Consider the following 24,055-nt stretch of genomic DNA (forward strand, 5'->3'; position numbering starts at 1 on the left):
ACATGAATTCTCAAACTTCTCCGTTGAATGCACAACCGTCTTCAAAAGGCTTTTCTCTTAATTTCAATGTCCGTGATGCCGGGACATTGGTCGGTTTGGTGATTATTTTTCTCGTCTTTTCTCTCTTGTCGACAACTTTTTTTACTGTCCCTAATTTACTTAATATTTTGCAGCAGTCTTCATTGAATGCAGCCGTGGCTTTGGGAATGACATTAGTCATTATCACTGCGGGTATTGACTTGTCTGTCGGTCCGACGGCAGCACTTGCAGCCGTCGTCGGGGCGAGTTTAATGGTGGCGGGAATACCTGTACCTATTGCGGTGTTAGGGGCTTTGGCCGTAGGGCTGTTGGGGGGATTGTTCAATGGAGTATTGATTGCATATGCCGGGTTACAACCGTTTATTGTGACATTGGGCAGTTTATCGCTATATCGTGCATTATCTTTGCTTTATACCGGCGGTAATCCGATTTTTGGGATTCCGACGGAGTTTCGTTCATTCATGAACGGTACATTATTCAGTATTCCAAGCTCGATTATTATCGTTGCAATTATCGCATTTGTTTTGTGGATTGTTTTAACTAAAACGCCAATCGGTGAATATATTTTTGCTGTCGGAGGGAACGAGGAGGCGGCACGAGTATGCAGTGTGCCGGTAGCAAAAACAAAAATGACGGTGTATATGATCTCAGGTTTTTTGGCGGCAACAGCCGGACTGGTATTGGTAGGTCGTTTAGGGGCTGCGGATCCGACGCTGGGGAATTTATGGGAGCTGGATGCCATTGCGGCTGCGGCGATTGGCGGGGCTTCATTAATGGGAGGCAAAGGCAGCGTATTCGGCACCATTCTCGGTGCGATCATTCTGGGGGCATTGCGCAATGGTTTGACATTACTAAATATTCAAGCCTTCTATCAATTATTGGCAACCGGTATTATTATTATCGTTGCAATGTTAATTGATAGAGCAACCAGAGGAAAATAAAATTATGGCTCAGTTAGATCCAAAAACAATCGGTGCGCATATTCGTACAAGAAGACAGCAACTGACACCATTAGAACTTAAAGTGATTGATCAAATTCTAGCTAAGCCGGATTTTTCAGAAAGTACGCCATTAAAAGAAATCGCTGAAGAAAACCATGTCTCTGAGGCGATGATTGTAAAAATAGCAAAAAAACTTGAATTTTCAGGTTTTAGGGAGTTGCGTAGCGGATTGGCTTATTATCGGCAATTGGACGTGGCAAGCCTGCATTCCGAAATCTCCGAACAGGACGATTCGGCACAAATTATCAAAAAAGTGTTTGAAACATCCATTCAGGCATTAGAAGAAACACTGGCAATTTTAGATATCGAAGCCTTTGAGCGCAGTGTGGAAATATTGTGTAATGCAAAAAGTATTGATTTATTCGGTATCGGCGGCTCTGCTCAAATAGCGAAAGATATGGCGCATAAATTTTTGCGAATCGGCATCAAAGCGACGGTTTATGACGATTCACACATGATGCTGATGGCATCAGCCGTTTGTAATGATGCAAGTGCGGTTATCACAGTCAGCCATTCAGGCACGACCATTGATGTAATCGAGCCGTTACAGCTTGCCCGTAGAAATGGCGCTAAAACCATTGCAATCACGAATTACGCCACATCACCGATAACACAATATGCCGATGTAGTACTGAATTCCACGTCACAAGGTTCGTTACTTTTAGGCGAGAATGCTGCCGCACGTATTGCTCAATTAAATATTTTGGATGCATTGTATGTTGCTGTGGCAAAACGTAATTTATCCCGAGCAGAAGCTAATTTACGCAAAACTCGAGCTGCCGTGGAGAGCAAACGAATAAAGTAAAAAAGGAAAAATGATGATGAATAAGAGCGTCGTAGTAATAGGCAGTTTGCATTATGACATTGTCGTTGAGTCGTCTCATCGACCACTGAAAGGCGAAACCGTGTTGGGACAACGGTGGTATCCTAAGTTTGGTGGAAAAGGCGGAAATCAAGCCGTTGCCGTTGCCAAAGCAGGTTGTCCCGTTCGAATGGTAAGTGCGGTTGGAAAAGATGACTTTTCGATCTTTTTATTGGATAAACTTCAAGCTGAAGACATTGATTTGCGTTTTATTCAACAGATTGAACATACAGGTTCGGGAATGAGTGTCGCAATCATGGACGGTGAAGGCGATTATGGTGCCGTTGTTGTTTCTGGGGCGAATTTATGGATAGATACCGCGCAATTTTCAAATGATGAATTATGGCATAACGTGGGAATGCTGATTCTACAGAATGAAGTTGCCGAAGCTGTCAATATTGCTGCGGCACGGCAAGCGGTCAAACGACAAATTCTTGTTTGTATCAATGCGGCGCCGGCAAAGACATTATCCACCGATTTGGTTGAGTTAATCGATATTTTGGTTGTAAATGCTATTGAAGCGGAAGACATGAGCAGTATTGCAGTACATGATCTGGATAGTGCCAAAGCCGCCGCCATTCGACTTGCTAAGACGTATAAGCAGGTGATTGTTACCGCAGGTGGTGATGGTGTGGCATTTGCAAACGATAAAGAATCAGGAACTATTGCAGCACAAAAAATAAAAGTAGTCAGTACGTTAGGCGCTGGCGATTGTTTTGTCGGACATTTAGGTGCAGGGCTGGTTCGAGGGCTGTCTTTGAAACATGCTGTAGAGGTTGCAAATGCTAAAGCTGCGGAACATGTATCTGGATTGCAATATTAAAAAGAAAAATCTGCAATAAAAAACAGCAAGAAAAATTATAATCTTGCTGTTTTTTATTATATAAAATAAATGGTTACTTTTTCTGATGTTCTTTCGCAGCTTTAACAAATCCGCTAAATAACCGGTGTCCGTCGCGTGGGGTGGAGGTGAATTCCGGGTGGAATTGTGCCGCGATAAACCACGGGTGGTTTGGGATTTCGATGATTTCAACCAGTTTTTTATCCGCCGACAAGCCGCTGACTTTTAAGCCCGCGGCTTCAATTTGCGGTAATAAATTATTATTGACTTCATAGCGGTGGCGATGGCGCTCTTCAATGGTTGCCGCGCCGTAAACGTCCCGTGTTTTAGTGCCTTCAACCAAATGGCACACTTGTGCCCCAAGGCGCATGGTGCCGCCTAAATCCGAGTTTTCACTGCGGGTTTCGACATTGCCTGTCGCATCCTGCCATTCGGTGATTAAGCCGACAACGGGATAAGGCGAGTTTTTATTGAATTCGGTGGAATTGGCGTCTTTTAGTCCGGCGACATTACGCGCGTATTCAATCAGCGCTACTTGCATACCGAGGCAGATTCCCAAATATGGAATATTGTTTTCGCGCGCATATTGTGCGGTCATGATTTTACCCTCGACCCCACGGTAGCCGAAACCGCCCGGCACTAAAATGCCGTCCAGCCCTTTTAACAGTTCTGTGCCTTTCGATTCGATATCTTGCGAATCGATATATTTGATATGCACGCTTAACCGATTGCTCAGGCCGGCGTGTTTTAACGCTTCGTTGACCGATTTATAAGCGTCCGGCAGCTCAATATATTTGCCGACCATGCCGATAGTGACATCACCGTTGCTCGGATTGCTTTCACGATATAACACTTGTTCCCATTCGCTTAAATCGGCTTCCGGCGCATCGAAGTGAAAACGTTGGCAGATGTAGTCGTCCAGACCTTGCGATTTCAGCATTGCCGGAATTTGGTAAATCGAGCTGACGTCTTTCAGCGACACGACGGCTTTTTCCGGGACATTGCAGAACAGCGCAATTTTAGCCCGTTCATTGGCGGGAATGGAACGATCGGAACGGCAGATCAGGATATCCGGCTGAATCCCGATCGACAGCAGTTCTTTAACCGAATGCTGGGTCGGCTTGGTTTTCAGTTCGCCGGCGGCGGCAATATACGGCACTAATGTCAGGTGCATGAACAAAGTGCGGTCACGCCCGACTTGTACGGCAAGTTGGCGCAAGGCTTCCAAAAACGGCAGCGATTCGATATCACCGACGGTTCCGCCCACTTCGACAATCGCAACATCGTGATCGGCGGCGCCGTCAATCACGCGCGCTTTGATTTCGTTGGTAATATGCGGAATCACTTGAATCGTTGCGCCTAAATAGTCGCCACGGCGTTCTTTGCGCAACACTTCCGAATAAATTTTGCCGGTGGTAAAGTTGTTGCGTTTGGTCATTTTGGTGCGGATAAAACGTTCGTAATGCCCCAAATCGAGATCGGTTTCCGCCCCATCCTGGGTAACGAACACTTCACCGTGTTGAATCGGACTCATTGTACCGGGGTCAACGTTGATGTAAGGATCAAGTTTCATCATGGTTACGTTTAAACCACGCGCTTCTAAAATCGCAGCCAGTGATGCCGCTGCAATACCTTTACCGAGGGAAGATACGACACCGCCCGTCACAAAAATATAATTGGTAGCCATTTGAAATCCAGTCTGTATGTGAAATGATTTGGGATAAGAAAGTCTTATCAGGACGGGAAAGTAGTTTATATCAAAGCTGCGCTAAACTCAAATACTGATTCAGCGATTTGGCGGTTCATTTTGCTTGCCTTTTGTGCAGAAATCCGTATCATCACCGCTCTTTTAATCAACAAATTTAACAGATTTATTTGGGTTCCCTCGCCCCCAAACAGAAATAAAAAGGTATATGTCATGATTGCTAATTCTTCGCTATTCAATACGCAACAGAAACGCAATGCGTTAATTATTCTCAGTTTTTTTCATATTTTAATCATTACGGCCAGTAATTATCTGGTGCAGTACGCTTTCGAAGTGCGGTTGCCGTTCAGTGATTTCGCTTTCCATACTACATGGGGCACGTTGACGTTTCCGTTTATCTTTTTGGCGACCGATTTGACCGTGCGGGTGTTCGGTGCTAAAGAGGCGCGCCAGATTATTTTTATGGTAATGATTCCGGCACTGATTATCAGCTATTTGGTCTCCACGCTGTTTGTCGATCAACAATTTCAAGGCTTGACCGCACTTGCAGAGTTCAACTTGTTTGTTTTCCGTATTGCGATGGCCAGTTTTGCGGCTTATGTATTCGGGCAATTGCTTGATGTGCTGGTTTTCAACCGTTTGCGCCAATTGAAAAGTTGGTGGATTGCGCCGAGTTGTTCGATGACTTTCGGCAGCGCCTGCGATACGCTGATGTTCTTTGCGATTGCATTTTACCAAAGCAGCGATCCGTTTATGGCGGAAAACTGGTTAGCACTGGGCTTTGTCGATTATCTGTTCAAACTGTTTATCGGCTTACTGTTTTTTGTGCCGGCCTATGGCGTGGTGTTGAATGTTATTCTGAAAAAATTGCAGCAATTGGCTGATTTGCGTCAGCCGACTTTTAATTAACTTAGACAGAGAAAAAACAATGGATTTAAGACAAGCGATTGCCGGACGTTCGATGAGCCCGTTCCAATGGGGCATTGTGATGTTGGCGTTTTTATTGAATGTATTGGACGGCTTTGATGTTTTGGCGCTGGCGTTCACCGCATCGGCGATTAAAACAGACTTCGGGCTTGATGGGGCGCAAGTCGGTTATTTATTAAGTGCGGGGCTGATCGGTATGACAATCGGCTCGCTGTTTTTGGCGCCGTTGGCGGATAAATTCGGTCGCCGTCCGTTATTGTTGGTTTCGGTGTTGCTGTCAACGTTGGGCATGTTATTGTCCGGTTTTGCCGCGGATCATTATCAATTGGCATTATGGCGGGTGATTACCGGTCTGGGTGTCGGCAGTATTTTAGCTTGTACTAATGTGATTGTCAGTGAATATTCTTCGCGCAAATGGCACGGTTTGGCGATCAGTCTGTATGCGGCGGGCTTTGGCATCGGGGCGGTGCTGGGCGGCATGTCGGCACGTTTCTTACAAATGGCATACGGTTGGCAATCGGTATTTTTTATCGGTGCGGCATTGACCGGTGCGTGTTTTGTGGTGATTTTATTGTTTTTGCCGGAATCGATAGATTTTCTAATGAGTAAGAAACCGAAAAATGCGCTGCAACGTTTAAACAAAATCGCCGCCCGTTTGAACTTAAAAGGCGAATGGACGTTGGTGCAACAAACGAAAAAACAACAACAGCCGCGCGGCATTTTAGAACTGTTTTCCCCTAATTATCTAAAAATCACGCTGCTGGTTTGGGCGGCATTTTTCACCATTATGTTCAGCTTCTATTTTATCAGTTCATGGACGCCCGCGTTGTTGGAACAGGCAGGCATGAGTAAAAATGAGAGTATCAGTGTCGGCATGATGTTGTCGCTGGGCGGTACTTGCGGGGCGCTGACATTCGGCTTTTTTGCCAGCCGCTGGACGGCTCGCCATATTTTGATGGTATTCGGGGTGTTGGCGAGTATCGCCATCGTTGGTTTTGTGTTTTCGTTGCAAAGCATCGGTTTTGCCTTTGTATTGGGTATTTTGATCGGTAGCCTGATTAACGGCTGTATCAGTGGTTTGTATATTTTGAATCCCAGCCTGTATCAAGCGGAAATCCGTAGTACCGGAGTGGGTTTTTCAATTGGTATCGGTCGTTTCGGTGCGATTTTTGCGCCGATTCTGGCCGGGCATTTATTGGAAGCAGGCTGGCAGTCGAAAGAGTTATATCTGGGGGCGGCGGCAGTGATGTTGATTTCCACACTGGCGGTGTACGGGTTAAAGCCGAAAGCCAATATAATTTCTGTTTAAAAATTGACGGATAACGACATAAGCCGGACATGATGCCCGGCTATTGGTTTGCTAAACACAAAGTGCGGTTTAACCCGCAATTCCCTTATGTCTCAACAATGCGTCCAACTGCGGTTCACGGCCGCGGAAGCGTTTGAACAGCGCCATCGGTTCTTCCGAACCGCCTCGGGTCAGGATATGATCCAAAAATGCCTGTCCGGTCTGCGGATTGAAAATGCCTTGTTCTTCAAACAATGAAAATGCATCGGCAGACAAGACTTCCGCCCACAGATAGCTGTAATAACCGGCGGAATATCCGCCTGCGAAAATATGGCTGAACGAGTGCGGGGTACGAACCCAATCGACCGCTTTAAACAGAGAAACCTGATCTTTGACGATTTTCAGTGTGTCCAATACACGAGCGCCCAGTTTCGGATCATATTGATAATGCAAGCGGAAATCGAAAATACCGAATTCCAACTGGCGCAAGACAAACATCGCAGCCTGATAATTTTTGGCCGCCAACAGCTGATCCAATTTTTCTGTCGGTAACGGCTCATCGGTTTGGTAGTGACCGGAAATAAAGTCCAACGCCGCTTTTTCCCAGCACCAGTTTTCCATAAACTGGCTCGGCAGTTCGACCGCATCCCACGGTACGCCGTTAATGCCCGATACACCGCCGACATCGATTAGCGTCAGCATATGGTGAATGCCGTGTCCGAATTCGTGAAACAGCGTGGTGACTTCATCATGGGTAAACAACGCCGGTTTGTCGCCGATCGGGCGATTGAAATTGCAGACCAAATACGCCACCGGTTTTTGAATGTCACCGTCAGCCCGTTTTTTGCGACCGATACAGTCGTCCATCCAAGCGCCGCCGCGTTTGTGCGGACGGGCATACAGATCGAGATAAAAACTGCCGCGTAGTTCATGGTTACGATCATACAGTTCAAAAAAACGGACGTCCTCATGCCAGACATCGACATCAAACCGCTCTTGGGCGGTGATGCCGAAAATCCGTTTAACCACTTCGAATAGCCCGTTTAACACCCGATTTTCCGGAAAATACGGGCGCAGTTCTTCATCATTGATCGAAAACAGATGCTGTTTCTGCTTTTCACTGTAGAAGCTGATATCCCACGGTTCCAGTTGGCTGACGCCAAATGTTTTTTCAGTATAGGCGGTTAATTCCGCCAGTTCTTTTTCCCCTTGCGGTTTGGCACGAACCGCCAGATTTTCCAGAAAATCCAATACTTGTGTCGGGCTTTCCGCCATTTTGGTGGCGAGGGAATAATCGGCGTAGGTTTCAAAACCCAACAATTGCGCCAGTTCAAAACGCAGTTGCAGTATCTCCTCGATCAGATCGCTGTTGTCCCATGTGCCGGCATTCGGGCCTTGATCCGAGGCGCGGGTGTTGAAAGCACGGTACATTTCTTCACGCAAAGTGCGGTTTTCACAATAGGTCATCACCGGTAAATAGCTTGGGAATTCGAGCGTGAAGCGGTAGCCGTCCAATTCTTTGCTTTGTGCCGACTCTCTGGCGGCTTGCAGCGCCGACTCCGGTAAGCCTTTCAGTTCGTTCTCGTCGCTGATGACTTTGTCCCAGCCCATGGTGGCGTCCAACACGTTATTGCTGAATTGCGAGCTGAGCTGCGACAGACGGGCGACGATTTCGCCGTAGCGTTGTTGTTTTTCGGCGTCTAATCCGATTCCCGATAATTCGAAATCACGCAGGGTATCGTTGATGGATTTTTGTTGCGCCTGTGACAGTGTGGCGAATTCGGCACTGTTTTTCAGCTGCGAATAGGCATTGAACAAGCCTTGATGCTGCCCGATCCAGGTGCTGTATTCGGAAAGCAGCGGCAGACAGGCTTGGTAGGCTTCACGCAGTTCCGGGCTGTTTTTGACCGCATTCAGATGGCTGACCGGCGACCAGGCACGTCCGAGCCGATCGCCGGCTTCATCTAACGGCCGTACCAAATTATCCCAATGAAAGTGCGGTTGTTTCAGTACATCGTCAACGGTTTGGCGTGCTTGTTTGATTAAGTATTCAATCGCCGGCACGACGTGTTCGGGCAGAATTTGTGAAAAGTGCGGTAAGCCGGTTTGAGTTAATAACGGATTCGACATAATGTTCTCTTTTTAGGTTTGGTCGGTTTTTAGTTAGATAAGGCGTGTTTTACCCTAATTCAAGAGAACAATAAAGAAAAAGCGCGAAAAGTGCGGTAAACTGTCGCATAATCAGGCGTACAATCAAAAAGGATCTATTATGCTGAGCTATCGCCACAGCTTTCATGCCGGTAATCATGCCGATGTGTTGAAACATCTGGTGCTATTGTTGATCATTCGGTCATTGCAACAAAAAGAGAAAGGCTTTTTTTATCTGGATACTCATGCCGGGGTCGGACGTTATAATCTGACCGGTTACGAAGCGGAAAAAACGGCGGAATATTTAGAGGGAATCGCCCGTTTATGGCAACGGGACGATCTGCCGCAAGCGGTGGCGGATTATGTGGCGCAAATCAAAAAATTAAATCACGGCCCGCAGTTGCGCCATTATGCCGGCTCGCCGTTGATCGCCGCTAATTTGTTGCGGCCGCAGGATAGGGCTTTGCTGACCGAGTTACATCCGAGCGATTTTCCGTCGCTGCGGTTGAATTTTAAACCTTATGAAAATGTGACGACCAAACGTGAAAACGGTTATCAGCAGCTGAAATCCGCGTTGCCGCCGAAAGAGCGTCGCGGATTGGTGCTGATTGATCCGTCGTATGAATTGAAAGAGGATTACGATTTGGTGGTGAAAGCGGTTGAAGAAGGCTATAAGCGCTTTGCTACCGGGACGTATGCGATTTGGTATCCGGTGGTGCTGCGCCAGCACGTCAAGCGAATCATTCGCGGTTTGGAACAAACCGGCATTCGTAAAATTTTACAGATTGAACTGGCGGTGCGTCCGGATTCCGATCAGCGCGGCATGACGGCGAGCGGCATGATTGTGATTAATCCGCCGTGGACGTTGGAAGGGCAGATGCAATCTCTGTTGCCGTATTTGGCGCAAGTACTGGTGCCGGACAACACCGCATCATGGAAAGTGACTTGGATTATGCCGGAATAGCCGCACAGTGATAGATTGTCGGCGGCAATCAAAATAATCAGTTTTATTGACTAGTTTTTGACAGGCTTTTTCGACAGAATAAGCAACAACTTCAGTAATAAATTTAAGGATAAAAAAATGACAGCGAAACATTATGATTATATTGCCATCGGCGGCGGCAGCGGCGGCATTGCCTCGGTTAACCGTGCTGCAAGTTATGGCAAAAAATGTGCGATTATCGAAGCCAAATATTTAGGCGGCACGTGTGTGAATGTCGGTTGCGTGCCGAAAAAAGTGATGTGGCACGGAGCGCAGATCGCCGAAGCGATCAATTTGTATGCGCCGGATTACGGCTTTGACGTGAAACTGAACGGCTTTGATTTTTCCAAACTGGTGGAAAGTCGTCAGGCGTACATCGGGCGCATTCACCAGTCTTACGAGCGTGTTTTGGGCAATAATCAGGTTGATGTGATTCACGGTTTCGCCAAATTTGTCAACAGCAATACCGTTGAAGTCAACGGTGAACAGATCACGGCTGACCATATTTTGATCGCCACCGGCGGGCGCCCGTCAATGCCGAATATTAAAGGGGCGGAATACGGCATCAACTCTGACGGTGTGTTTGCGCTGAACGCATTACCGAAACGGGTTGCGGTGGTCGGCGCCGGTTATATTGCGATTGAACTGGCGGGCGTGCTACACAGTTTGGGCGTGGAAACCCATCTGTTTGTGCGCCAACATGCGCCGCTGCGGACTTTTGATCCGTTAATCGTGGAAACCTTGCTCGACGTATTGAAAAATGAAGGCCCGACTTTGCACTCGCACGCCATTCCACAGGAGATTGTGAAAAATGCGGACGGCAGCCTGACAGTGAAATTGGAAGACGGACGGGAGCAAACCGTGGATACGTTGGTATGGGCAATCGGGCGTGAGCCGGCAACGGACAATCTCAATCTGCAAGCCGCAGGCGTGCACACCAACGGCAAAGGGTATATTCCGGTGGATAAATTCCAAAACACCAATGTCAAAGGAATCTATGCCGTCGGCGATAACACCGGGGCGGTGGAGTTGACGCCGGTTGCAGTTGCGGCGGGACGCCGTTTGTCCGAGCGTTTGTTTAATCACAAGCCGAACGAACATTTGGATTACAACCTGATTCCGACGGTGGTCTTCAGCCATCCGCCAATCGGTACCATCGGTCTGACAGAGCCGCAGGCGATCGAGCAATACGGCGAAGCGAATGTGAAAGTTTATCAATCTTCCTTCACCGCCATGTACACCGCCGTCACGCAGCATCGTCAGCCGTGCTGCATGAAACTGGTTTGTGCCGGCCCGGACGAAAAAATCGTCGGTTTGCACGGTATCGGTTTCGGGGTGGACGAAATGATTCAGGGCTTTGCGGTGGCGATCAAAATGGGCGCAACCAAAGCCGATTTCGACAACACCGTTGCGATTCATCCGACCGGCTCGGAAGAGTTTGTTACCATGCGTTAATCGTGTTGTCAGACCGCACTTTAATCGAAAACCCGCCTTGTGCGGGTTTTGTCGTTTCGGCAATTGAGATGGAGGGCGCTTTTTTGCTATAGTGTGAAGCAACGCGATAATAAGAAAAAACATTTTTAAGCCACCGCCGCGGTGATAATAAAGGAGAACATTAGTGTCCACCAAAATTTTATTAGTGGAAGACGAAACCGCCATTCGCGACATGGTGGCGTTGGTGCTGTTGCAGCAAGGCTATGATGTGATGGAGGCGGGGGATTACCGCAGTGCGATTCGGCAGGTCGGGCAGCAGATACCGCACTTGGTGGTGCTGGACTGGATGCTACCGGGGAAATCGGGCTTGCAGTTTTTGCAATATTTAAAACAGCATGAAGCCTGTGCCAACGTGCCGGTGGTGATGTTGACCGCCAAAAGTGAAGAGGCGGATTGTATCGCCTGCCTGAATGCCGGTGCGGACGATTATGTGACCAAACCGTTTTCGCCGAAAGAATTGGTGGCGAGGCTGAAAGCGGTGCTGCGTCGCAGCGGATTCGAACAAACGGAAAAAGTGTTGGAAATCGACGGTTTGGTGTTGGATAACAACACCCATCGGGTCAGTTGTAAAAAGAAAGAGATTTCACTCAGTTCTACAGAATTCAAGTTATTGAATTTCTTTATGAAACATCCGGAAAAAGTGTATAGTCGCGAAAAATTGCTTGATCGTGTTTGGGGCGATGATATTTATGTTGAAGATCGCACGGTTGATGTGTATATCCGCCGTTTGCGCAAAAGTTTGGAAAAACACGGTTATGATCACTATATTCAGACCGTGCGGGGTGCCGGTTACCGTTTTTCCAAGCCGCGCTGAATAGGAGTCGACCATGCTGAAAATGCCCTGTTTCAACTTTGTGCTCGAAGTGTCGGTGGCGGCGGTGACGGCGGCATTGTTCAGTTATTTCAGCGGTTCGTTTTTGATTTGGTTTATTCTGATCTTGCTGCTGATTCTGATTTGGCATCACTACAACGAAACCCGTTTTCTCAAAATGCTCGACCGTAACCGTGTCAGCGACAAATATCAAATCGGGATCTGGGAAACCATTTCGCAAACCGTGGCCTATCAAAAACGCCGGTCGCACAAAGAGCGGTTCCGCACATTGCGGATTCTGTCGCGGCTGAACAAAAATATTCAATTTATCCCCGATGCGGTGATCATTTGCCGTTATGACGGGCAAATTTATTGGTGCAACAATGCGGCACAGGAGTTATTTTCTTTTTTTTGGAATAAGAAAAGTCAAAAAAATCTGCTGAACGTGATGTTTTATCCCGAATTCAAGCAGTATTTCGAAAGTGGGGAACACAAAATGCCGCTGGTACTGATGCCCAACAGCGATCAATATATTGAAGTCAATCTGAATCGCTATGATGATGAAAACTATATGCTGATTGCGCGCGATATTACCCAAATCATCAAATTACTGCAAAGTCGCCAGATTTTCCTTTCCAACCTGAATCATGAATTGCGCACTCCGTTGACCGTGCTGCAAGGCTATTTGGAGATGTTGGAAGACCGTAAGGCCTCGAAAACCCTGCACGCCAGAGCGGTGTCGATTATGCAGGAACAGGTACACCGTATGAGCCGCCTGCTGCAACAATTGACTTTTTTAATCAAAATCGAAACCTCGGCGGGCAGTGAAGCGCGGGAATTGGTTGATGTGCCGGCTATCTTGAAATTATTGGCCAATGATTCTGAGATTTTGCGCGATAAAACACACCGCATCAGCTTTGATTTTGATCCGACGCTGAAGGTCAACGCCAATGCCGGCGAGCTGAACAGCGTACTGTCGAATCTGGTTTACAATGCGATGAACCATTCTGAAGGCGACATGATAGCCGTAAGTTGGAAGAAGACGGAAAACGGCGCTTATTTTGAAGTAAAAGACAACGGCAAAGGCATTGCGGCGGAACATCTACCGCACTTGACCGAACGTTTTTATCGGGTAGACGAATCGCGTAGCCGTGATCAGGGCGGGAGCGGTATCGGGTTGGCGATTGTGAAATATGCCTTGGCGCACTTAAACAGTCGGCTGCAAATCCGCAGCGAACCGGGCAAAGGCAGCACATTCTCGTTCACCATTCCGCATGAGTTTGTGGTACGGGAAAACAGCGCTATCGATAACGGCTGATTTCCAGCAGATTGCCGTCAGGATCGCGCAGATAAATCGAGTCGAGTTTACCGATCGCACCGGTGCGAGTGACGATTCCTTCAATAATGTCGATATTATGCCGTTGTAAATGGCTGATGACATCCGGCAAGGCGTTGGAAGTCAACAGGCATAAATCTGCCGAACCGCAAACCGCCTGTGACGCTTTCGGCTCGATTTCCCGACCTTTGACGTGTAAATTAATTTTTTGTTTGCCGAATAACAGCGCTTTACGGTTATCACCAAAAGTCACTTCCTGCATACCTAAAATGCGAGTGTAAAAATCAATACTGCGCTGTTGATCGGCAACGGTCAGAACCAAATGGTCAAGACTGTCGATTTTAATCATACTTTCTCCTGATAAAAGCAAAGTGCGGTATAAATAACCACCGCAAACGTTCAGCGGTGATTTCAAGGGTTGAGTTCTGTATGTGTTAGCATTCAGTCCTTGAGTTTAACCTGAATATGTTCGAGGGGGTAGTGATGAAAATACTTAGCAATCGTATTGCCCGTTTGCTGAATTCTCTCAAACCGCTTGTGAAAATGCCGCTCGTCAAGCGTCGGTTTGATGGCGGGCGGCAGATAAACCGCACTTTAACGTTTTCATCGCCGCTTGTTAATAATCGTATTTTCACTTATCCCTGATTTCCATTACAATAACCCCAATTCATTCAAACAACCGAACAAGGTGGAAAACATGATTATCGTAACGGGCGGCGCAGGGTTTATCGGCAGTAATATTATCAAAGCATTGAACGAGATTGGGCGTAAAGACATTCTGGTGGTGGACAATCTGACCGACGGCACCAAGTTTGCCAATTTGGTGGATTTGGATATTGCCGATTATTGTGATAAAGAAGATTTTATCGCATCGATTATTGCCGGTGACGAGTTCGGCGACATTGAAGCGGTGTTCCACGAGGGAGCGTGTTCGGCGACGACCGAATGGAACGGCAAATACGTGATGAGCAATAATTATGAATATTCTAAAGAGTTGCTGCATTACTGTCTGGATCGCCGCATTCCGTTTTTATATGCGTCATCGGCGGCAACTTACGGCGATAAAACCGAATTTAAAGAACAGCGTGAGTTTGAAGGGCCGTTGAATGTCTATGGTTATTCCAAATTTCTGTTTGACCAATATGTGCGCGAGATTCTGCCGGAAGCCGAATCACCGGTGTGCGGTTTCCGGTATTTCAATGTTTACGGACCGCGCGAAAATCATAAAGGCAGCATGGCAAGTGTGGCATTTCATTTGAATAACCAGATTCTGAAAGGCGAAAATCCGAAACTGTTTGCCGGCAGCGAACACTTCCGGCGTGATTTCGTGTATGTCGGCGATGTGGCGCAAGTCAATATCTGGTGTTGGCAAAATCAAATTTCCGGTATTTATAATTGCGGTACCGGCAATGCCGAATCGTTTGAGGACGTGGCGAATGCGGTGGTGAAATTCCATAACAAAGGACAAATCGAAACTATTCCGTTCCCGGAGCATTTGAAAAGCCGTTATCAGGAATATACCCAAGCGGATTTAACCAAACTGCGCGCCATCGGTTATGACAAACCGTTCAAAACCGTTGCCGAAGGCGTGGCGGAATATATGGCGTGGTTAAATAAAGCATAATTAACGGGCAGGGCGAGCGATGAAAATTTTGGTGATTGGGCCGTCATGGGTCGGCGATATGATGATGTCTCACAGCCTGTATCAGGTGCTGAAACAGCGCTGCCCCGATTGTGTCATTGATGTGATGGCGCCCGATTGGTGTCGGACGCTGCTTTGTCGTATGCCGGAAGTCAATCAAGCGATTGCAATGCCGATTGGCCACGGCAGCTTTGCTTTAGGCGAACGTTATCGCTTGGGGAAAGCGTTGCGTGATCACTATGATCAGGCGATTATTTTGCCCAATTCGCTGAAATCCGCCTTGATACCGCTCTTTGCCAAGATTGCACAGCGGCGCGGCTGGAAAGGGGAAAGCCGCTATTTTCTGCTTAATGATCTGCGCAGCAACAAACGGGACTACCCGTTAATGGTGCAGCGTTATAACGCACTTGCCTTTGAGAAAAGTGCGGTTCCGTCGGCCGATAAGCTGCCGATACCCTATCCGTATTTAAGCGTAAATGCCGAACAAGTTGCCGCCAGCTGCAAAAAATTTGAAAAGCAGACCGCACTTGCCGAAAACCGCCCGATTATCGGCTTTTGTCCCGGTGCAGAATTCGGTCCGGCAAAACGCTGGCCGCATTACCATTATGCCAAGCTGGCGGAACGGTTAATTGAACAGGGCTACCAAATCCATATTTTCGGATCCGCTAAAGATGATGACACAGCAGAGCAGATCCGCAGCAGCTTAGTAACCGCACTTCAAGGTTACTGTATCAACCTTGCCGGGCAGACTCGCTTGGAAGAGGCGATAGATCTGATTTCATGCTGCCAAGCGGTGGTCAGTAATGATTCCGGGCTGATGCATATCGCTGCCGCCCTACAACGCCCGCTGGTGGCGTTATACGGCCCGACCAGTCCGCAATACACCCCACCGTTAAGCGATAAGGTGGAAATTATCCGCTTAATCGACGGGGGATTAATCAAAGTGCGCAAAGGCAGCGACAGCGCAGAAGGCTATCATCAAAGTCTGATTGATATTCAGCCGGAATTGGTACAGGAAAGACTAATGCGAGTATTGAAAAATTAGCCATATTTATTTCGGCACTATATTTATCCATGTATAGTGCCTAGCATTTTCATATTATTGTTTGGGCGTATAGTTGAGCAAAAATTTTGCCGTATCTTCATCAATAATCAGATCGGTAATGAAATTTCCGTGTAATGCACCGATTAATGCATCAAAATTGTGTTCGCCCGCACTTAAAAATATTTTGGTTTTTATCTCTCGTAATTGGTCAAGAGTAATACCAAGTAAGCGATTATCAACGTCTTTATATGGAACGGCTTGTCCGTCAATATCATAGAAACGCCCACACAATACGCCGACAGCCCCCAGATCTCTGACTATTTTCATTTCTTGGGTAGACAAGACACCGCTACTAATTAACGGATTGGTATTTTGCGTATTACCAACGACGGTCAGTGCTTTGTTACATTGTTGCAGTAATGAAAAATTGTGTTGAATAATCGGTTCGTTCATTAATTCTTGAGCAAGTCGGGAAGTTGATACGATAGCCGGTACGTGCAGTGAAACACACTCGGCGGAAAGTTTTTGCGCAATTTTTGTTGATGATTCTATTGTTGTAAAATCGGGTTGGGGCAGGATAGAACCTAACATTTGGATGACATTGACATTATGTAAGCGTTTTGGCGTAATATAATTTCCTAACATGTGGATCGTTCTTCCCCAAGCAACCCCCAAAAAATCATTATCTTCTATCATTTCAGCCAGATAGGCAGCGCCGGCGTTTGCCATATATTTACGAAATTCTGTAGACGGCATGATAGCGGAATGAATGCCCGGTACGATAAAGACATTGCTAAGATTAAATTTAGTTTTAATGGTGATTGCGGAATAATCGTTCATATATTCGTCTAAGTTTAGTTCTATTTTGATGACGCCCCTTTCTCTTGCCTGCAATAAATATTTATTTATCGTTAACCTGGATACATTCATTTTTTCAGCAACGTCCGCCTGATTTAATCCCTCTTGATAGTATAGCCATGAGGCATGCAGTATCGGATCGATCTTAAAAAATTTCTTGTTATTGTTCATTTATTTTCCTTTGGCTTAAATGATAACTGATTATACCGCACTTTAAATGTCAGTCTGTCAATTGGACAGTGTGGTAATTTCATTTTCAATCTCTGGTTAGTGGATACTCTTCAAAATAACAGAAAAGTTCAAAACTGTTAACCATATCACTAATTATACAAAAGTATGCATTGCATTATCAATAGATAAGATTTAATCTTATCCTATCTTATCAAAAGAATGCTTTGTGTTATCAAATGTAATGTTTTGGGTGTGATATGAATAAAAATAAGATTGAAATTCAGGGTATTAAGAAAAAATTTGGTGAAAACATCGTATTACAAAATGTCTCTTTAACGATTGAAGGCGGAGAAGTCTTGGTTTTGATGGGAGCCAATGGTGCGGGTAAATCAACCTTGGTTAAAATCTTAAGCGGTGTTTATCTTCCTGATGCCGGCTCTGTCGTTATAAATGGTAAAAAATGTAGGATGAGCTCACCAGATGAAGCAATTAAAGTCGGCGTAGTCACGGTTCATCAAACTATCAATGATGGTGTCGTACAAGATTTGACCGTGGCTGAAAACCTGCTATTAGATAAACTATGTGAAAATAATAAGAATATTTTTATCCGTAAAAAAGCACTTTATGCAGAGGCTGAAAAAATAGCATCTTTAGTGGGGCTTGATTTACCTCTTAATTTACCTGTTTCAGAATTATCACAAGCAGATAAACAGCTTGTATCTATTGCCAGGGCACTGACTAAAAAACCTCACCTTTTAATACTGGACGAACCAACTTCAAGTTTATCTGATTCGGAAACAAAAAAATTATTTAAAGCGATAAATAAAATGAAACAAGACGGCGTCGCTATTATCTATATTTCTCACAGAATGTCTGACATTAGAGCATTGGCAGATAGGATATCAACGTTAAGAGAAGGGTGTATTGTCGGCAATTTTGAAAAACCGCTGAATTATTCCGGTGCGGTAGACTCGATGTTAGGACATAAGGTTGCAGATATAAAATATACGTATAACCCAGGAGGTGAAACAATTTTAGCGCTTAAAAACTATCAATTAAAGGAAAACTCCATTCCTTTTGATCTTGAGTTAAAAAAAGGAGAGATTGTTGTTTTGACAGGATTATTATCCTCCGGTTGTAATGCTCTGATTGAGTCGTTATTCGGTCTGTATACCCCTTATTCAGGAGAAGTATTTTTAGAGGAGAAAAGGTGGCTGCCTGATAATCCTAAAGAATCTATTGAAAAGGGTATCTTTATGTTACAGGAAGATAGAGGGAATAATGCCGTTATTCCAGATTTTTCCATTGAATATAATGTGACGCTTCCATTTTTAAAATCCTTATCTAATAAATTTGGTTTTATAAATACATCTAAAGAACATTTGGAGGTAGGAAATATCTTGAGAAAGACCAAGGTAAAATATACAGATGCTCAAGATTTATTATCTGCCTTATCAGGTGGAAATCAGCAAAAGGTGATGATGTCACGATGGATGTTAAATGAGAGTAAAGTCTTTTTATTAAACGAGCCGTTTCAGGGAGTGGATATCGGTTCGAGGAGAGAGATAGGGAAATTATTAAGAAATACGGCTGATTCAAGAGCGACTATTGCGGTGTGTACGGATATTGAAGAGGCATTAGAGATAGCCGATAGAATTATTGTTTTTAATAGTAATAATTTAATTGGAGTTCATTATATCAACAATATTGATATGCCTTTAATTATAAGGCAAATAGCATCGGGATGAGTGTGATATATCAGCAATAAATTATTTTTTATTATCACTATAAGGGAATGTTATGGAAGAACTTAGAAAGTTTAGCATTAAATATGGTCTTTTAATTTTATTATGCATGATGCTACTGATATTTTCAATCATAGAGCCTATGTTTATGAGCACATTAAATATGATGATTATTCTTCAATCGGTTTCTATTGTGGCGATCTTGGCTTTAGGGATAACGGCAACACTTGCGATAAATGGTTTTGATCTTTCAGTAGGTTCGACTGCGGCTTTTTCTATGATGGCTTCCAGTTATGTAATGGTTGTACTGGATTTTGGTGCAGGAATTGCAATTCTCGTTGCTATTTCGATTGGAATTATTGTTGGTTTTATAAATGCATTTTTAATTATAAAAATGAAAATTCCTGATTTGTTAACAACACTGGGAATGATGTTTTTATTATTAGGATTGCAACTTATACCGACTCAAGGACGTTCTATTTCTACCGGAATGAGTTTAAGTGACGGAAGTAATGCGACAGGCGTATTCTCTGAGGTGTTTCTATTTCTGGGTAGAGCAAGAATATTTAATATTATACCAATTCCGGTCATTATAATGTTATTCCTTGCTGTTATTACTTATCTTTTTTTAGAGCGTACTCGGTATGGACGTGTAATGTATGCGATAGGATCAAATGAAAAAGCCGCCAGATTGGCGGGAGCAAAAGTCGAATATTATAAATACTCAGCTTATATTTTATCAGGAATATTCGCCTCAATCAGTGGAATATTACTGGCGGCAAGAATTGGTCGGGGAGATGTCAGTTCCGGAAGCTCATTGTTGATGGATGGTGTTGCCGGCGCATTAATCGGATATGCGGTATTGGGGGCAGCCAGACCTAATGCACAAGGAGCGGCAATAGGCGCGTTATTTGTCGGAGTACTCTTAAATGGATTGACTATGATAAATACGCCGTATTATACACAGGATTTTATCAAGGGATTAGTGTTGGTTGTCGCATTAATGTTTACATTTGGATTATCAAGAAAACATAAATAGTATTTCTATTCAACTATGAATAATGGAGCTTAATATGAAAAATTTATTTTCAAGAGTGATTGTATCTGCTTTTTTATTGGGCGCTATGAACATGACGGTAGCGAATGACTTGGCTGATTTTCAAAGTAAGAAGTTTAAGATTGCTCATGTGCGGTATTTATCACAAGGTGATTTTCCTGAGCAATATTTAAATGGAGTAAAGAAACAAAGTAAATTATTGGGTTTGAAATTAGACGTTTATGATGCAAGACAAGATGCCGCACTGCAACGAAATCAATTAGAACAAGTTATTATGAAAGGGTATGACGGTATTATTTTACAGCATGGATTTACTGATTCTTTAAAAGATTTGGCAGAGGTTGCTGTAGAAAACGGTATTAAAGTCGTTGCATTTGATGTTAATGCAGAGCATCCGAGTATTCCTCAGATTAATCAGGATGATCATGAAATAGCAAGGTTATCTTTATTGCAAGCAATTAAAGATAACGGAGAGTCTTGGAAAGCAGCTTATGTATATGTGCCGGGTATTCCGCCGTTGGATCGTAGAGATGAAGTATTTACAGAATTTAAAAAGACCTATCCGAATATTCAGGAAATTGCCAGATTCGGCACAATGAATAACCCCATTCCCAATCAAGTAGCAGATCAAGCAGCTGCCGTGTTTCGGGCTAATCCGGATATTACAGTCGCATTTTCTCCTTATGATGAATTTGCAAAGGGGATAAAAATTGCTGTTGAAGAGGCTGGACTTAGTCGGAAAATTAAAATATATAGTGCTGATATTTCTAATTCTGATATTCAAACAATGCGGGAACCGAATAGTGCTTGGGTGGCTACGGTTGCAACAAATCCCTCTATTATGGGTGAAGTAAGCGTCCGTGCTTTGGCTAAATTATTAAAAGGTGATAATGTTGATAATCAAATTACCATTCCTCCGGTCTTAATTACACAAGATATGTTAAATAAAAATAACATTAAAAATATAGATGAATTAATTGAAAATGTTACGGAGTTCAGATCTTCAAATGTATTATTGGAAGATTGGATGAAATCTAATAATTAACTTGTCGACAAAGGAGATATGTTATGAGTGAAGTGTATTCTTCCTATTTTATTTTGAATTGTGATGATATAACCGGTTACCTATCTACAAAACTACCAAAGGAGATTGATCTAGGCGGAGATTATACTCTTTGGAAAGTTAAAGAGATTGGTGATGGGAATATTAATCTTGTTTTTATCGTATCCGGAACTAAAAAAAGTATTATTGTAAAACAGGCAATACCTTATGTCAGAGCCGCAGGGGAAGGCTGGAAATTATCATTGAGGAGAGCTTTTTTTGAATATAGTACATTGAAACTGGAATATAGTAATGTGGGTAATAACTTGGTTCCGGAAGTTTATTTCTATGATGATATGATGGCAACCTTTGCGATGGAATATATTTCACCGCATGTTGTTCTAAGGAAAGAAATGATAGCAGGAAGAAAATTTGAAAAATTATCCTATGATATTGGCATTTTCTTGGCTAGAAATCTATTTTTTACATCTGATATAGGTCTTAATCCGGAAGATAAGAAAAAATTAGTATCCAAATTTTCGTTAAATTATGAATTATGCAAGATAACGGAAGACTTAATTTTTACGGAACCCTATTTTAATGCGGAACGAAATAACTGGTTAACACCGTTATTAGAGAAGCATATATGGGATATTTGGGCTAATCAAGAATTGATAAAAATTGCAATGAAGTACAAGTATAAGTTTATGACGGAATCTCAAGCATTATTACATGGGGATTTACATACCGGATCTATTATGGTGACTTCAAATTCAACTGTCATTATTGATCCTGAATTTGGTTTTATGGGGCCTATGGCATTTGATATAGGCAATTATATTGGTAATTTGATTATGTCATATACGTCACAGCGATGGCATATCAAAGAGCAACATCATCGTAAAGATTATCAAGAATGGATTTTGAGACAACTAATTGATACTTGGGGTATTTTTGTTGATGAATTTATATGCTTATGGAACCAAAAGACTCAGGGGGATGCTTATCCGGTTAATGTTTACGATGAGCATTTAGCATTGGATTTTCAAAAAGATTTTTTTAGAAATCTCTTCATTGACTCTATCGTTAATGCAGGTATGGAAATTAACAGAAGAATTATTGGATTTGCAGGTGTTGCTGACTTGAAGAGTATTTCTGATGAAAAAGAAAGAGCATATTGCGGTCATCATGCATTAAATATCGCTTGTTATTTTATGCTTTATGCAGATCGATTTTCCTCGATGGATTCTGTTGTTGATTATATTAGAAAATCTAATGGAGATAATTATTTATGAAGATTAATGGAAAGTATTATAGAACAGTTTGGTTTTCTGATGATAAAAGAAGTATCAGCATTATTGATCAAACAAAATTACCTTTTAAGTTTGAAATACTAAAGCTTACTACCGTTACTGATGTTGCTAACGCAATTCAAAATATGAATGTTCGAGGAGCCCCATTAATTGGTGCGGCTGCTGCATATGGCGTTGCAATCGCAATGAATGATGATCCTTCGGATGAAAATTTAGTGAATGCGTATAATTTATTGGTGAAGACGCGTCCGACAGCAATTAATTTAAAATGGGCGTTAGATCGCTGTATCACCGTATTAAAACAGATATCAATAGAACAGCGTACTATTCAGGCAGCTATTTTGGCTGAACAAATCAGTAATGAAGATATTGAAATTTGTAAATCTATTGGTATTCATGGATTAAATGAAATTAAAAAAATTCTAGAAAATAAAAAGGATAAATCAGTTGTTAATATTCTGACTCACTGTAATGCCGGTTGGCTGGCAACGGTTGATTGGGGAACCGCACTTGCGCCAATCTATATGGCTCATGAGTCGGGAATTAATGTCCATGTTTGGGTAGATGAAACCAGACCGCGTAATCAGGGAGGATTAACCGCTTTTGAACTGGGCTCGCATGATGTACCGCATACATTTATTGCAGACAATATCGGGGGACACTTGATGCAACACGGATTAGTCGATCTCTGTATTGTTGGCACCGACCGAACAACGGCAAGGGGGGATGTATGTAATAAAATCGGAACTTATTTAAAAGCGTTGGCGGCCAAAGTGAATAATGTCCCGTTTTATGTGGCACTGCCGTCCCCCTCAATTGATTTTACCGTTTATGACGGTGTAAAAGAGATACCGATAGAAGAGCGGTCGGCGGAGGAACAGGCTTATGTTTATGGCTTAGATGAAAATGATAAGTTAAGTAAAGTAAATATTGTCCCTGTGGGGACACCGTGTGGAAACTTTGCATTTGATGTCACGCCGGCAGAATTTATTACGGGGGGACTGATTACTGAACGTGGTGTTTGTGAGGCTTCGGAAAGGGGATTGGCTCAACTATTTCCGGACTTGAAGATCAAAGGTGCTGCTCATGGATAGACAGGCATTATCTTGTAAAATTATCTCAATCTATCAAGAAATGAATCGACTGAACCTTAATCAAGGAACATCGGGTAATATTAGCTGTCGTTTTGAAAATGGTCTATTAATTACACCCAGCGGCATCCCTTGTAATCAACTGATACCGGAGCAGATTGTTTTTATTCGTTTTAATGGAGATATTGAGATAGGAAAAATACCTTCAAGCGAATGGCATTTCCATTTGGCTTGTTATCAAGCTCGACCTGAATTAAATGCGGTGATTCATAACCACGCCTTATATTCAACGACAGTTGCGATATTGAATAAAACTATTCCTGCGATACATTACATGATAGCAGTGAGTGGCGGAAACGCTATTCCCTGCTTACCTTATGCCACGTTTGGCAGCTTAGAGCTATCAAATATTGTGAGCAATGGGATACGGTTATCTAAAGCTGTCTTATTACAACATCATGGTGTTGTTTGTATGGAAAGTACGTTAGATAAAGCATTATGGCTGGCGAATGAGGTAGAAGTATTGGCAAAGCAATATATTAATTTGTTAGGTATAACAGATAATATTCCTGTTCTGTCTGATAAGGAAATGCAAATTATTCTGGATAAGTTTCAATCCTACGGCTTGAAATAATTATATAAGGAATAAGAGCCAAA

The 24,055-nt window shown here is 43.7% G+C and carries 22 protein-coding genes; 18 read left to right on the forward strand and 4 right to left on the reverse strand.

The features are described 5' to 3' along the window. Positions 1-2: 2 nt before the first annotated feature. The 3 genes from OA57_RS08480 to OA57_RS08490 are packed head-to-tail and all read left to right on the forward strand — an operon-like array spanning position 3 to position 2,725. Entirely contained in the window at positions 3-980 is a 978-nt protein-coding gene (locus OA57_RS08480) for an ABC transporter permease (RefSeq protein ID WP_034616279.1), read from the forward strand. Then, the gene (locus OA57_RS08485; RefSeq protein WP_235424661.1) at positions 955-1,845 is read left to right on the forward strand and encodes a MurR/RpiR family transcriptional regulator; all 891 of its coding nucleotides are present in this window, start codon (positions 955-957) and stop codon (positions 1,843-1,845) included. The genes OA57_RS08480 and OA57_RS08485 overlap by 26 nt, the downstream gene beginning before the upstream one ends. 13 nt (positions 1,846-1,858) lie before the next feature. Next, a complete protein-coding gene (locus OA57_RS08490; protein WP_235424662.1) occupies positions 1,859-2,725 on the forward strand; it encodes a ribokinase in 867 nt (288 codons plus the stop codon). A gap of 73 nt (positions 2,726-2,798) precedes the next feature. Here the strand turns inward: OA57_RS08490 and OA57_RS08495 are convergent, their stop codons facing one another. After that, a complete protein-coding gene (locus OA57_RS08495) occupies positions 2,799-4,430 on the reverse strand; it encodes a CTP synthase (protein ID WP_034616283.1) in 1,632 nt (543 codons plus the stop codon). A 231-nt stretch (positions 4,431-4,661) separates the two neighbouring features. On the opposite strand from OA57_RS08495, the gene OA57_RS08500 reads away from it, so the two are divergent. After that, positions 4,662-5,357 carry a 7-cyano-7-deazaguanine/7-aminomethyl-7-deazaguanine transporter gene (locus OA57_RS08500; protein WP_034616285.1) on the forward strand — a complete coding sequence of 232 codons (696 nt, stop codon included), beginning with the start codon at positions 4,662-4,664 and terminating at the stop codon, positions 5,355-5,357. 19 nt (positions 5,358-5,376) lie between these two features. Beyond that, complete coding sequence (locus tag OA57_RS08505; RefSeq protein WP_034616287.1) at positions 5,377-6,684, forward strand: MFS transporter; 1,308 nt, start codon at positions 5,377-5,379, stop codon at positions 6,682-6,684. A gap of 69 nt (positions 6,685-6,753) precedes the next feature. Here OA57_RS08505 and prlC read toward each other — a convergent pair whose 3' ends face one another. Continuing rightward, a complete protein-coding gene (prlC, locus tag OA57_RS08510) occupies positions 6,754-8,793 on the reverse strand; it encodes an oligopeptidase A (RefSeq protein WP_034616288.1) in 2,040 nt (679 codons plus the stop codon). A 139-nt stretch (positions 8,794-8,932) separates the two neighbouring features. Between prlC and OA57_RS08515 the strand changes: the two genes are divergently transcribed. From OA57_RS08515 to phoR, 4 genes are all read left to right on the forward strand, one after another. Further along, positions 8,933-9,775: a 23S rRNA (adenine(2030)-N(6))-methyltransferase RlmJ gene (locus OA57_RS08515; RefSeq protein ID WP_034616290.1), complete on the forward strand. Its 843-nt coding sequence runs from the start codon at positions 8,933-8,935 to the stop codon at positions 9,773-9,775. Positions 9,776-9,892: 117 nt separating this feature from the next. Next, positions 9,893-11,248, forward strand: a complete 1,356-nt coding sequence (gorA, locus tag OA57_RS08520; protein WP_034616296.1) for a glutathione-disulfide reductase — start codon at positions 9,893-9,895, stop codon at positions 11,246-11,248. 163 nt (positions 11,249-11,411) lie between these two features. Further along, positions 11,412-12,101, forward strand: coding sequence for a phosphate regulon transcriptional regulator PhoB (gene phoB, locus OA57_RS08525; protein ID WP_034616298.1), 690 nt, complete (start codon positions 11,412-11,414; stop codon positions 12,099-12,101). Between the two features lie 13 nt (positions 12,102-12,114). Next, the gene (phoR, locus tag OA57_RS08530) at positions 12,115-13,416 is read left to right on the forward strand and encodes a phosphate regulon sensor histidine kinase PhoR (RefSeq protein ID WP_034616300.1); all 1,302 of its coding nucleotides are present in this window, start codon (positions 12,115-12,117) and stop codon (positions 13,414-13,416) included. Here phoR and OA57_RS08535 read toward each other — a convergent pair. Further along, positions 13,400-13,783 carry a VOC family protein gene (locus OA57_RS08535; RefSeq protein ID WP_034616303.1) on the reverse strand — a complete coding sequence of 128 codons (384 nt, stop codon included), beginning with the start codon at positions 13,781-13,783 and terminating at the stop codon, positions 13,400-13,402. The genes phoR and OA57_RS08535 overlap by 17 nt on opposite strands. A 134-nt stretch (positions 13,784-13,917) precedes the next feature. On the opposite strand from OA57_RS08535, the gene OA57_RS12715 reads away from it, so the two are divergent. Genes OA57_RS12715 through waaF form a run of 3 tightly spaced genes read left to right on the forward strand, consistent with a single transcriptional unit; the run spans position 13,918 to position 16,121 of the window. Further along, entirely contained in the window at positions 13,918-14,079 is a 162-nt protein-coding gene (locus OA57_RS12715; protein WP_161788344.1) for a hypothetical protein, read from the forward strand. Positions 14,080-14,131: 52 nt separating this feature from the next. Continuing rightward, on the forward strand, positions 14,132-15,058 hold the full coding sequence (gene rfaD / locus OA57_RS08540) for an ADP-glyceromanno-heptose 6-epimerase (RefSeq protein ID WP_034616305.1): 927 nt from the start codon (positions 14,132-14,134) through the stop codon (positions 15,056-15,058). Positions 15,059-15,077: 19 nt separating this feature from the next. Further along, on the forward strand, positions 15,078-16,121 hold the full coding sequence (gene waaF, locus OA57_RS08545; protein ID WP_034616312.1) for a lipopolysaccharide heptosyltransferase II: 1,044 nt from the start codon (positions 15,078-15,080) through the stop codon (positions 16,119-16,121). Positions 16,122-16,175: 54 nt separating this feature from the next. Here waaF and OA57_RS08550 read toward each other — a convergent pair whose 3' ends face one another. Beyond that, complete coding sequence (locus OA57_RS08550; protein WP_034616315.1) at positions 16,176-17,150, reverse strand: sugar-binding transcriptional regulator; 975 nt, start codon at positions 17,148-17,150, stop codon at positions 16,176-16,178. Positions 17,151-17,407: 257 nt separating this feature from the next. Between OA57_RS08550 and OA57_RS08555 the strand changes: the two genes are divergently transcribed. The 6 genes from OA57_RS08555 to OA57_RS08580 are packed head-to-tail and all read left to right on the forward strand — an operon-like array spanning position 17,408 to position 24,032. Beyond that, entirely contained in the window at positions 17,408-18,898 is a 1,491-nt protein-coding gene (locus OA57_RS08555; RefSeq protein WP_034616317.1) for a sugar ABC transporter ATP-binding protein, read from the forward strand. Between the two features lie 52 nt (positions 18,899-18,950). Then, entirely contained in the window at positions 18,951-19,934 is a 984-nt protein-coding gene (locus tag OA57_RS08560) for an ABC transporter permease (RefSeq protein ID WP_034616319.1), read from the forward strand. A 34-nt stretch (positions 19,935-19,968) separates the two neighbouring features. After that, a complete protein-coding gene (locus OA57_RS08565; RefSeq protein WP_200883614.1) occupies positions 19,969-20,997 on the forward strand; it encodes a substrate-binding domain-containing protein in 1,029 nt (342 codons plus the stop codon). 23 nt (positions 20,998-21,020) lie between these two features. After that, positions 21,021-22,289, forward strand: a complete 1,269-nt coding sequence (gene mtnK / locus OA57_RS08570; RefSeq protein WP_052122449.1) for an S-methyl-5-thioribose kinase — start codon at positions 21,021-21,023, stop codon at positions 22,287-22,289. Then, complete coding sequence (gene mtnA, locus OA57_RS08575) at positions 22,286-23,401, forward strand: S-methyl-5-thioribose-1-phosphate isomerase (RefSeq protein WP_034616323.1); 1,116 nt, start codon at positions 22,286-22,288, stop codon at positions 23,399-23,401. Before mtnK ends, mtnA begins: the two co-directional genes overlap by 4 nt. Further along, entirely contained in the window at positions 23,394-24,032 is a 639-nt protein-coding gene (locus tag OA57_RS08580) for an L-fuculose-phosphate aldolase (protein ID WP_034616325.1), read from the forward strand. The genes mtnA and OA57_RS08580 overlap by 8 nt, the downstream gene beginning before the upstream one ends. Positions 24,033-24,055: the final 23 nt, after the last annotated feature.

Origin of the sequence: Chelonobacter oris, from assembly GCF_000772535.1 — a bacterium.
GTDB lineage: Bacteria > Pseudomonadota > Gammaproteobacteria > Enterobacterales > Pasteurellaceae > Chelonobacter > Chelonobacter oris.

What these genes read in the sequence shown, in the direction of transcription:
- OA57_RS08565 (WP_200883614.1), top strand. Translation starts at nt 19,969, where the DNA reads ATGAAAAATTTATTTTCAAGAGTGATTGTATCTGCTTTTTTATTGGGC.
- OA57_RS08500 (WP_034616285.1), top strand. Translation starts at nt 4,662, where the DNA reads ATGATTGCTAATTCTTCGCTATTCAATACGCAACAGAAACGCAATGCG.
- mtnK (WP_052122449.1), top strand. Translation starts at nt 21,021, where the DNA reads ATGAGTGAAGTGTATTCTTCCTATTTTATTTTGAATTGTGATGATATA.
- OA57_RS08535 (WP_034616303.1), bottom strand. Translation starts at nt 13,783, where the DNA reads ATGATTAAAATCGACAGTCTTGACCATTTGGTTCTGACCGTTGCCGAT.
- OA57_RS08515 (WP_034616290.1), top strand. Translation starts at nt 8,933, where the DNA reads ATGCTGAGCTATCGCCACAGCTTTCATGCCGGTAATCATGCCGATGTG.
- mtnA (WP_034616323.1), top strand. Translation starts at nt 22,286, where the DNA reads ATGAAGATTAATGGAAAGTATTATAGAACAGTTTGGTTTTCTGATGAT.
- gorA (WP_034616296.1), top strand. Translation starts at nt 9,893, where the DNA reads ATGACAGCGAAACATTATGATTATATTGCCATCGGCGGCGGCAGCGGC.
- OA57_RS08480 (WP_034616279.1), top strand. Translation starts at nt 3, where the DNA reads ATGAATTCTCAAACTTCTCCGTTGAATGCACAACCGTCTTCAAAAGGC.
- waaF (WP_034616312.1), top strand. Translation starts at nt 15,078, where the DNA reads ATGAAAATTTTGGTGATTGGGCCGTCATGGGTCGGCGATATGATGATG.
- OA57_RS12715 (WP_161788344.1), top strand. Translation starts at nt 13,918, where the DNA reads ATGAAAATACTTAGCAATCGTATTGCCCGTTTGCTGAATTCTCTCAAA.
- phoR (WP_034616300.1), top strand. Translation starts at nt 12,115, where the DNA reads ATGCTGAAAATGCCCTGTTTCAACTTTGTGCTCGAAGTGTCGGTGGCG.
- OA57_RS08550 (WP_034616315.1), bottom strand. Translation starts at nt 17,150, where the DNA reads ATGAACAATAACAAGAAATTTTTTAAGATCGATCCGATACTGCATGCC.
- OA57_RS08560 (WP_034616319.1), top strand. Translation starts at nt 18,951, where the DNA reads ATGGAAGAACTTAGAAAGTTTAGCATTAAATATGGTCTTTTAATTTTA.
- OA57_RS08505 (WP_034616287.1), top strand. Translation starts at nt 5,377, where the DNA reads ATGGATTTAAGACAAGCGATTGCCGGACGTTCGATGAGCCCGTTCCAA.
- OA57_RS08490 (WP_235424662.1), top strand. Translation starts at nt 1,859, where the DNA reads ATGATGAATAAGAGCGTCGTAGTAATAGGCAGTTTGCATTATGACATT.
- rfaD (WP_034616305.1), top strand. Translation starts at nt 14,132, where the DNA reads ATGATTATCGTAACGGGCGGCGCAGGGTTTATCGGCAGTAATATTATC.
- prlC (WP_034616288.1), bottom strand. Translation starts at nt 8,793, where the DNA reads ATGTCGAATCCGTTATTAACTCAAACCGGCTTACCGCACTTTTCACAA.
- OA57_RS08495 (WP_034616283.1), bottom strand. Translation starts at nt 4,430, where the DNA reads ATGGCTACCAATTATATTTTTGTGACGGGCGGTGTCGTATCTTCCCTC.
- OA57_RS08580 (WP_034616325.1), top strand. Translation starts at nt 23,394, where the DNA reads ATGGATAGACAGGCATTATCTTGTAAAATTATCTCAATCTATCAAGAA.
- OA57_RS08555 (WP_034616317.1), top strand. Translation starts at nt 17,408, where the DNA reads ATGAATAAAAATAAGATTGAAATTCAGGGTATTAAGAAAAAATTTGGT.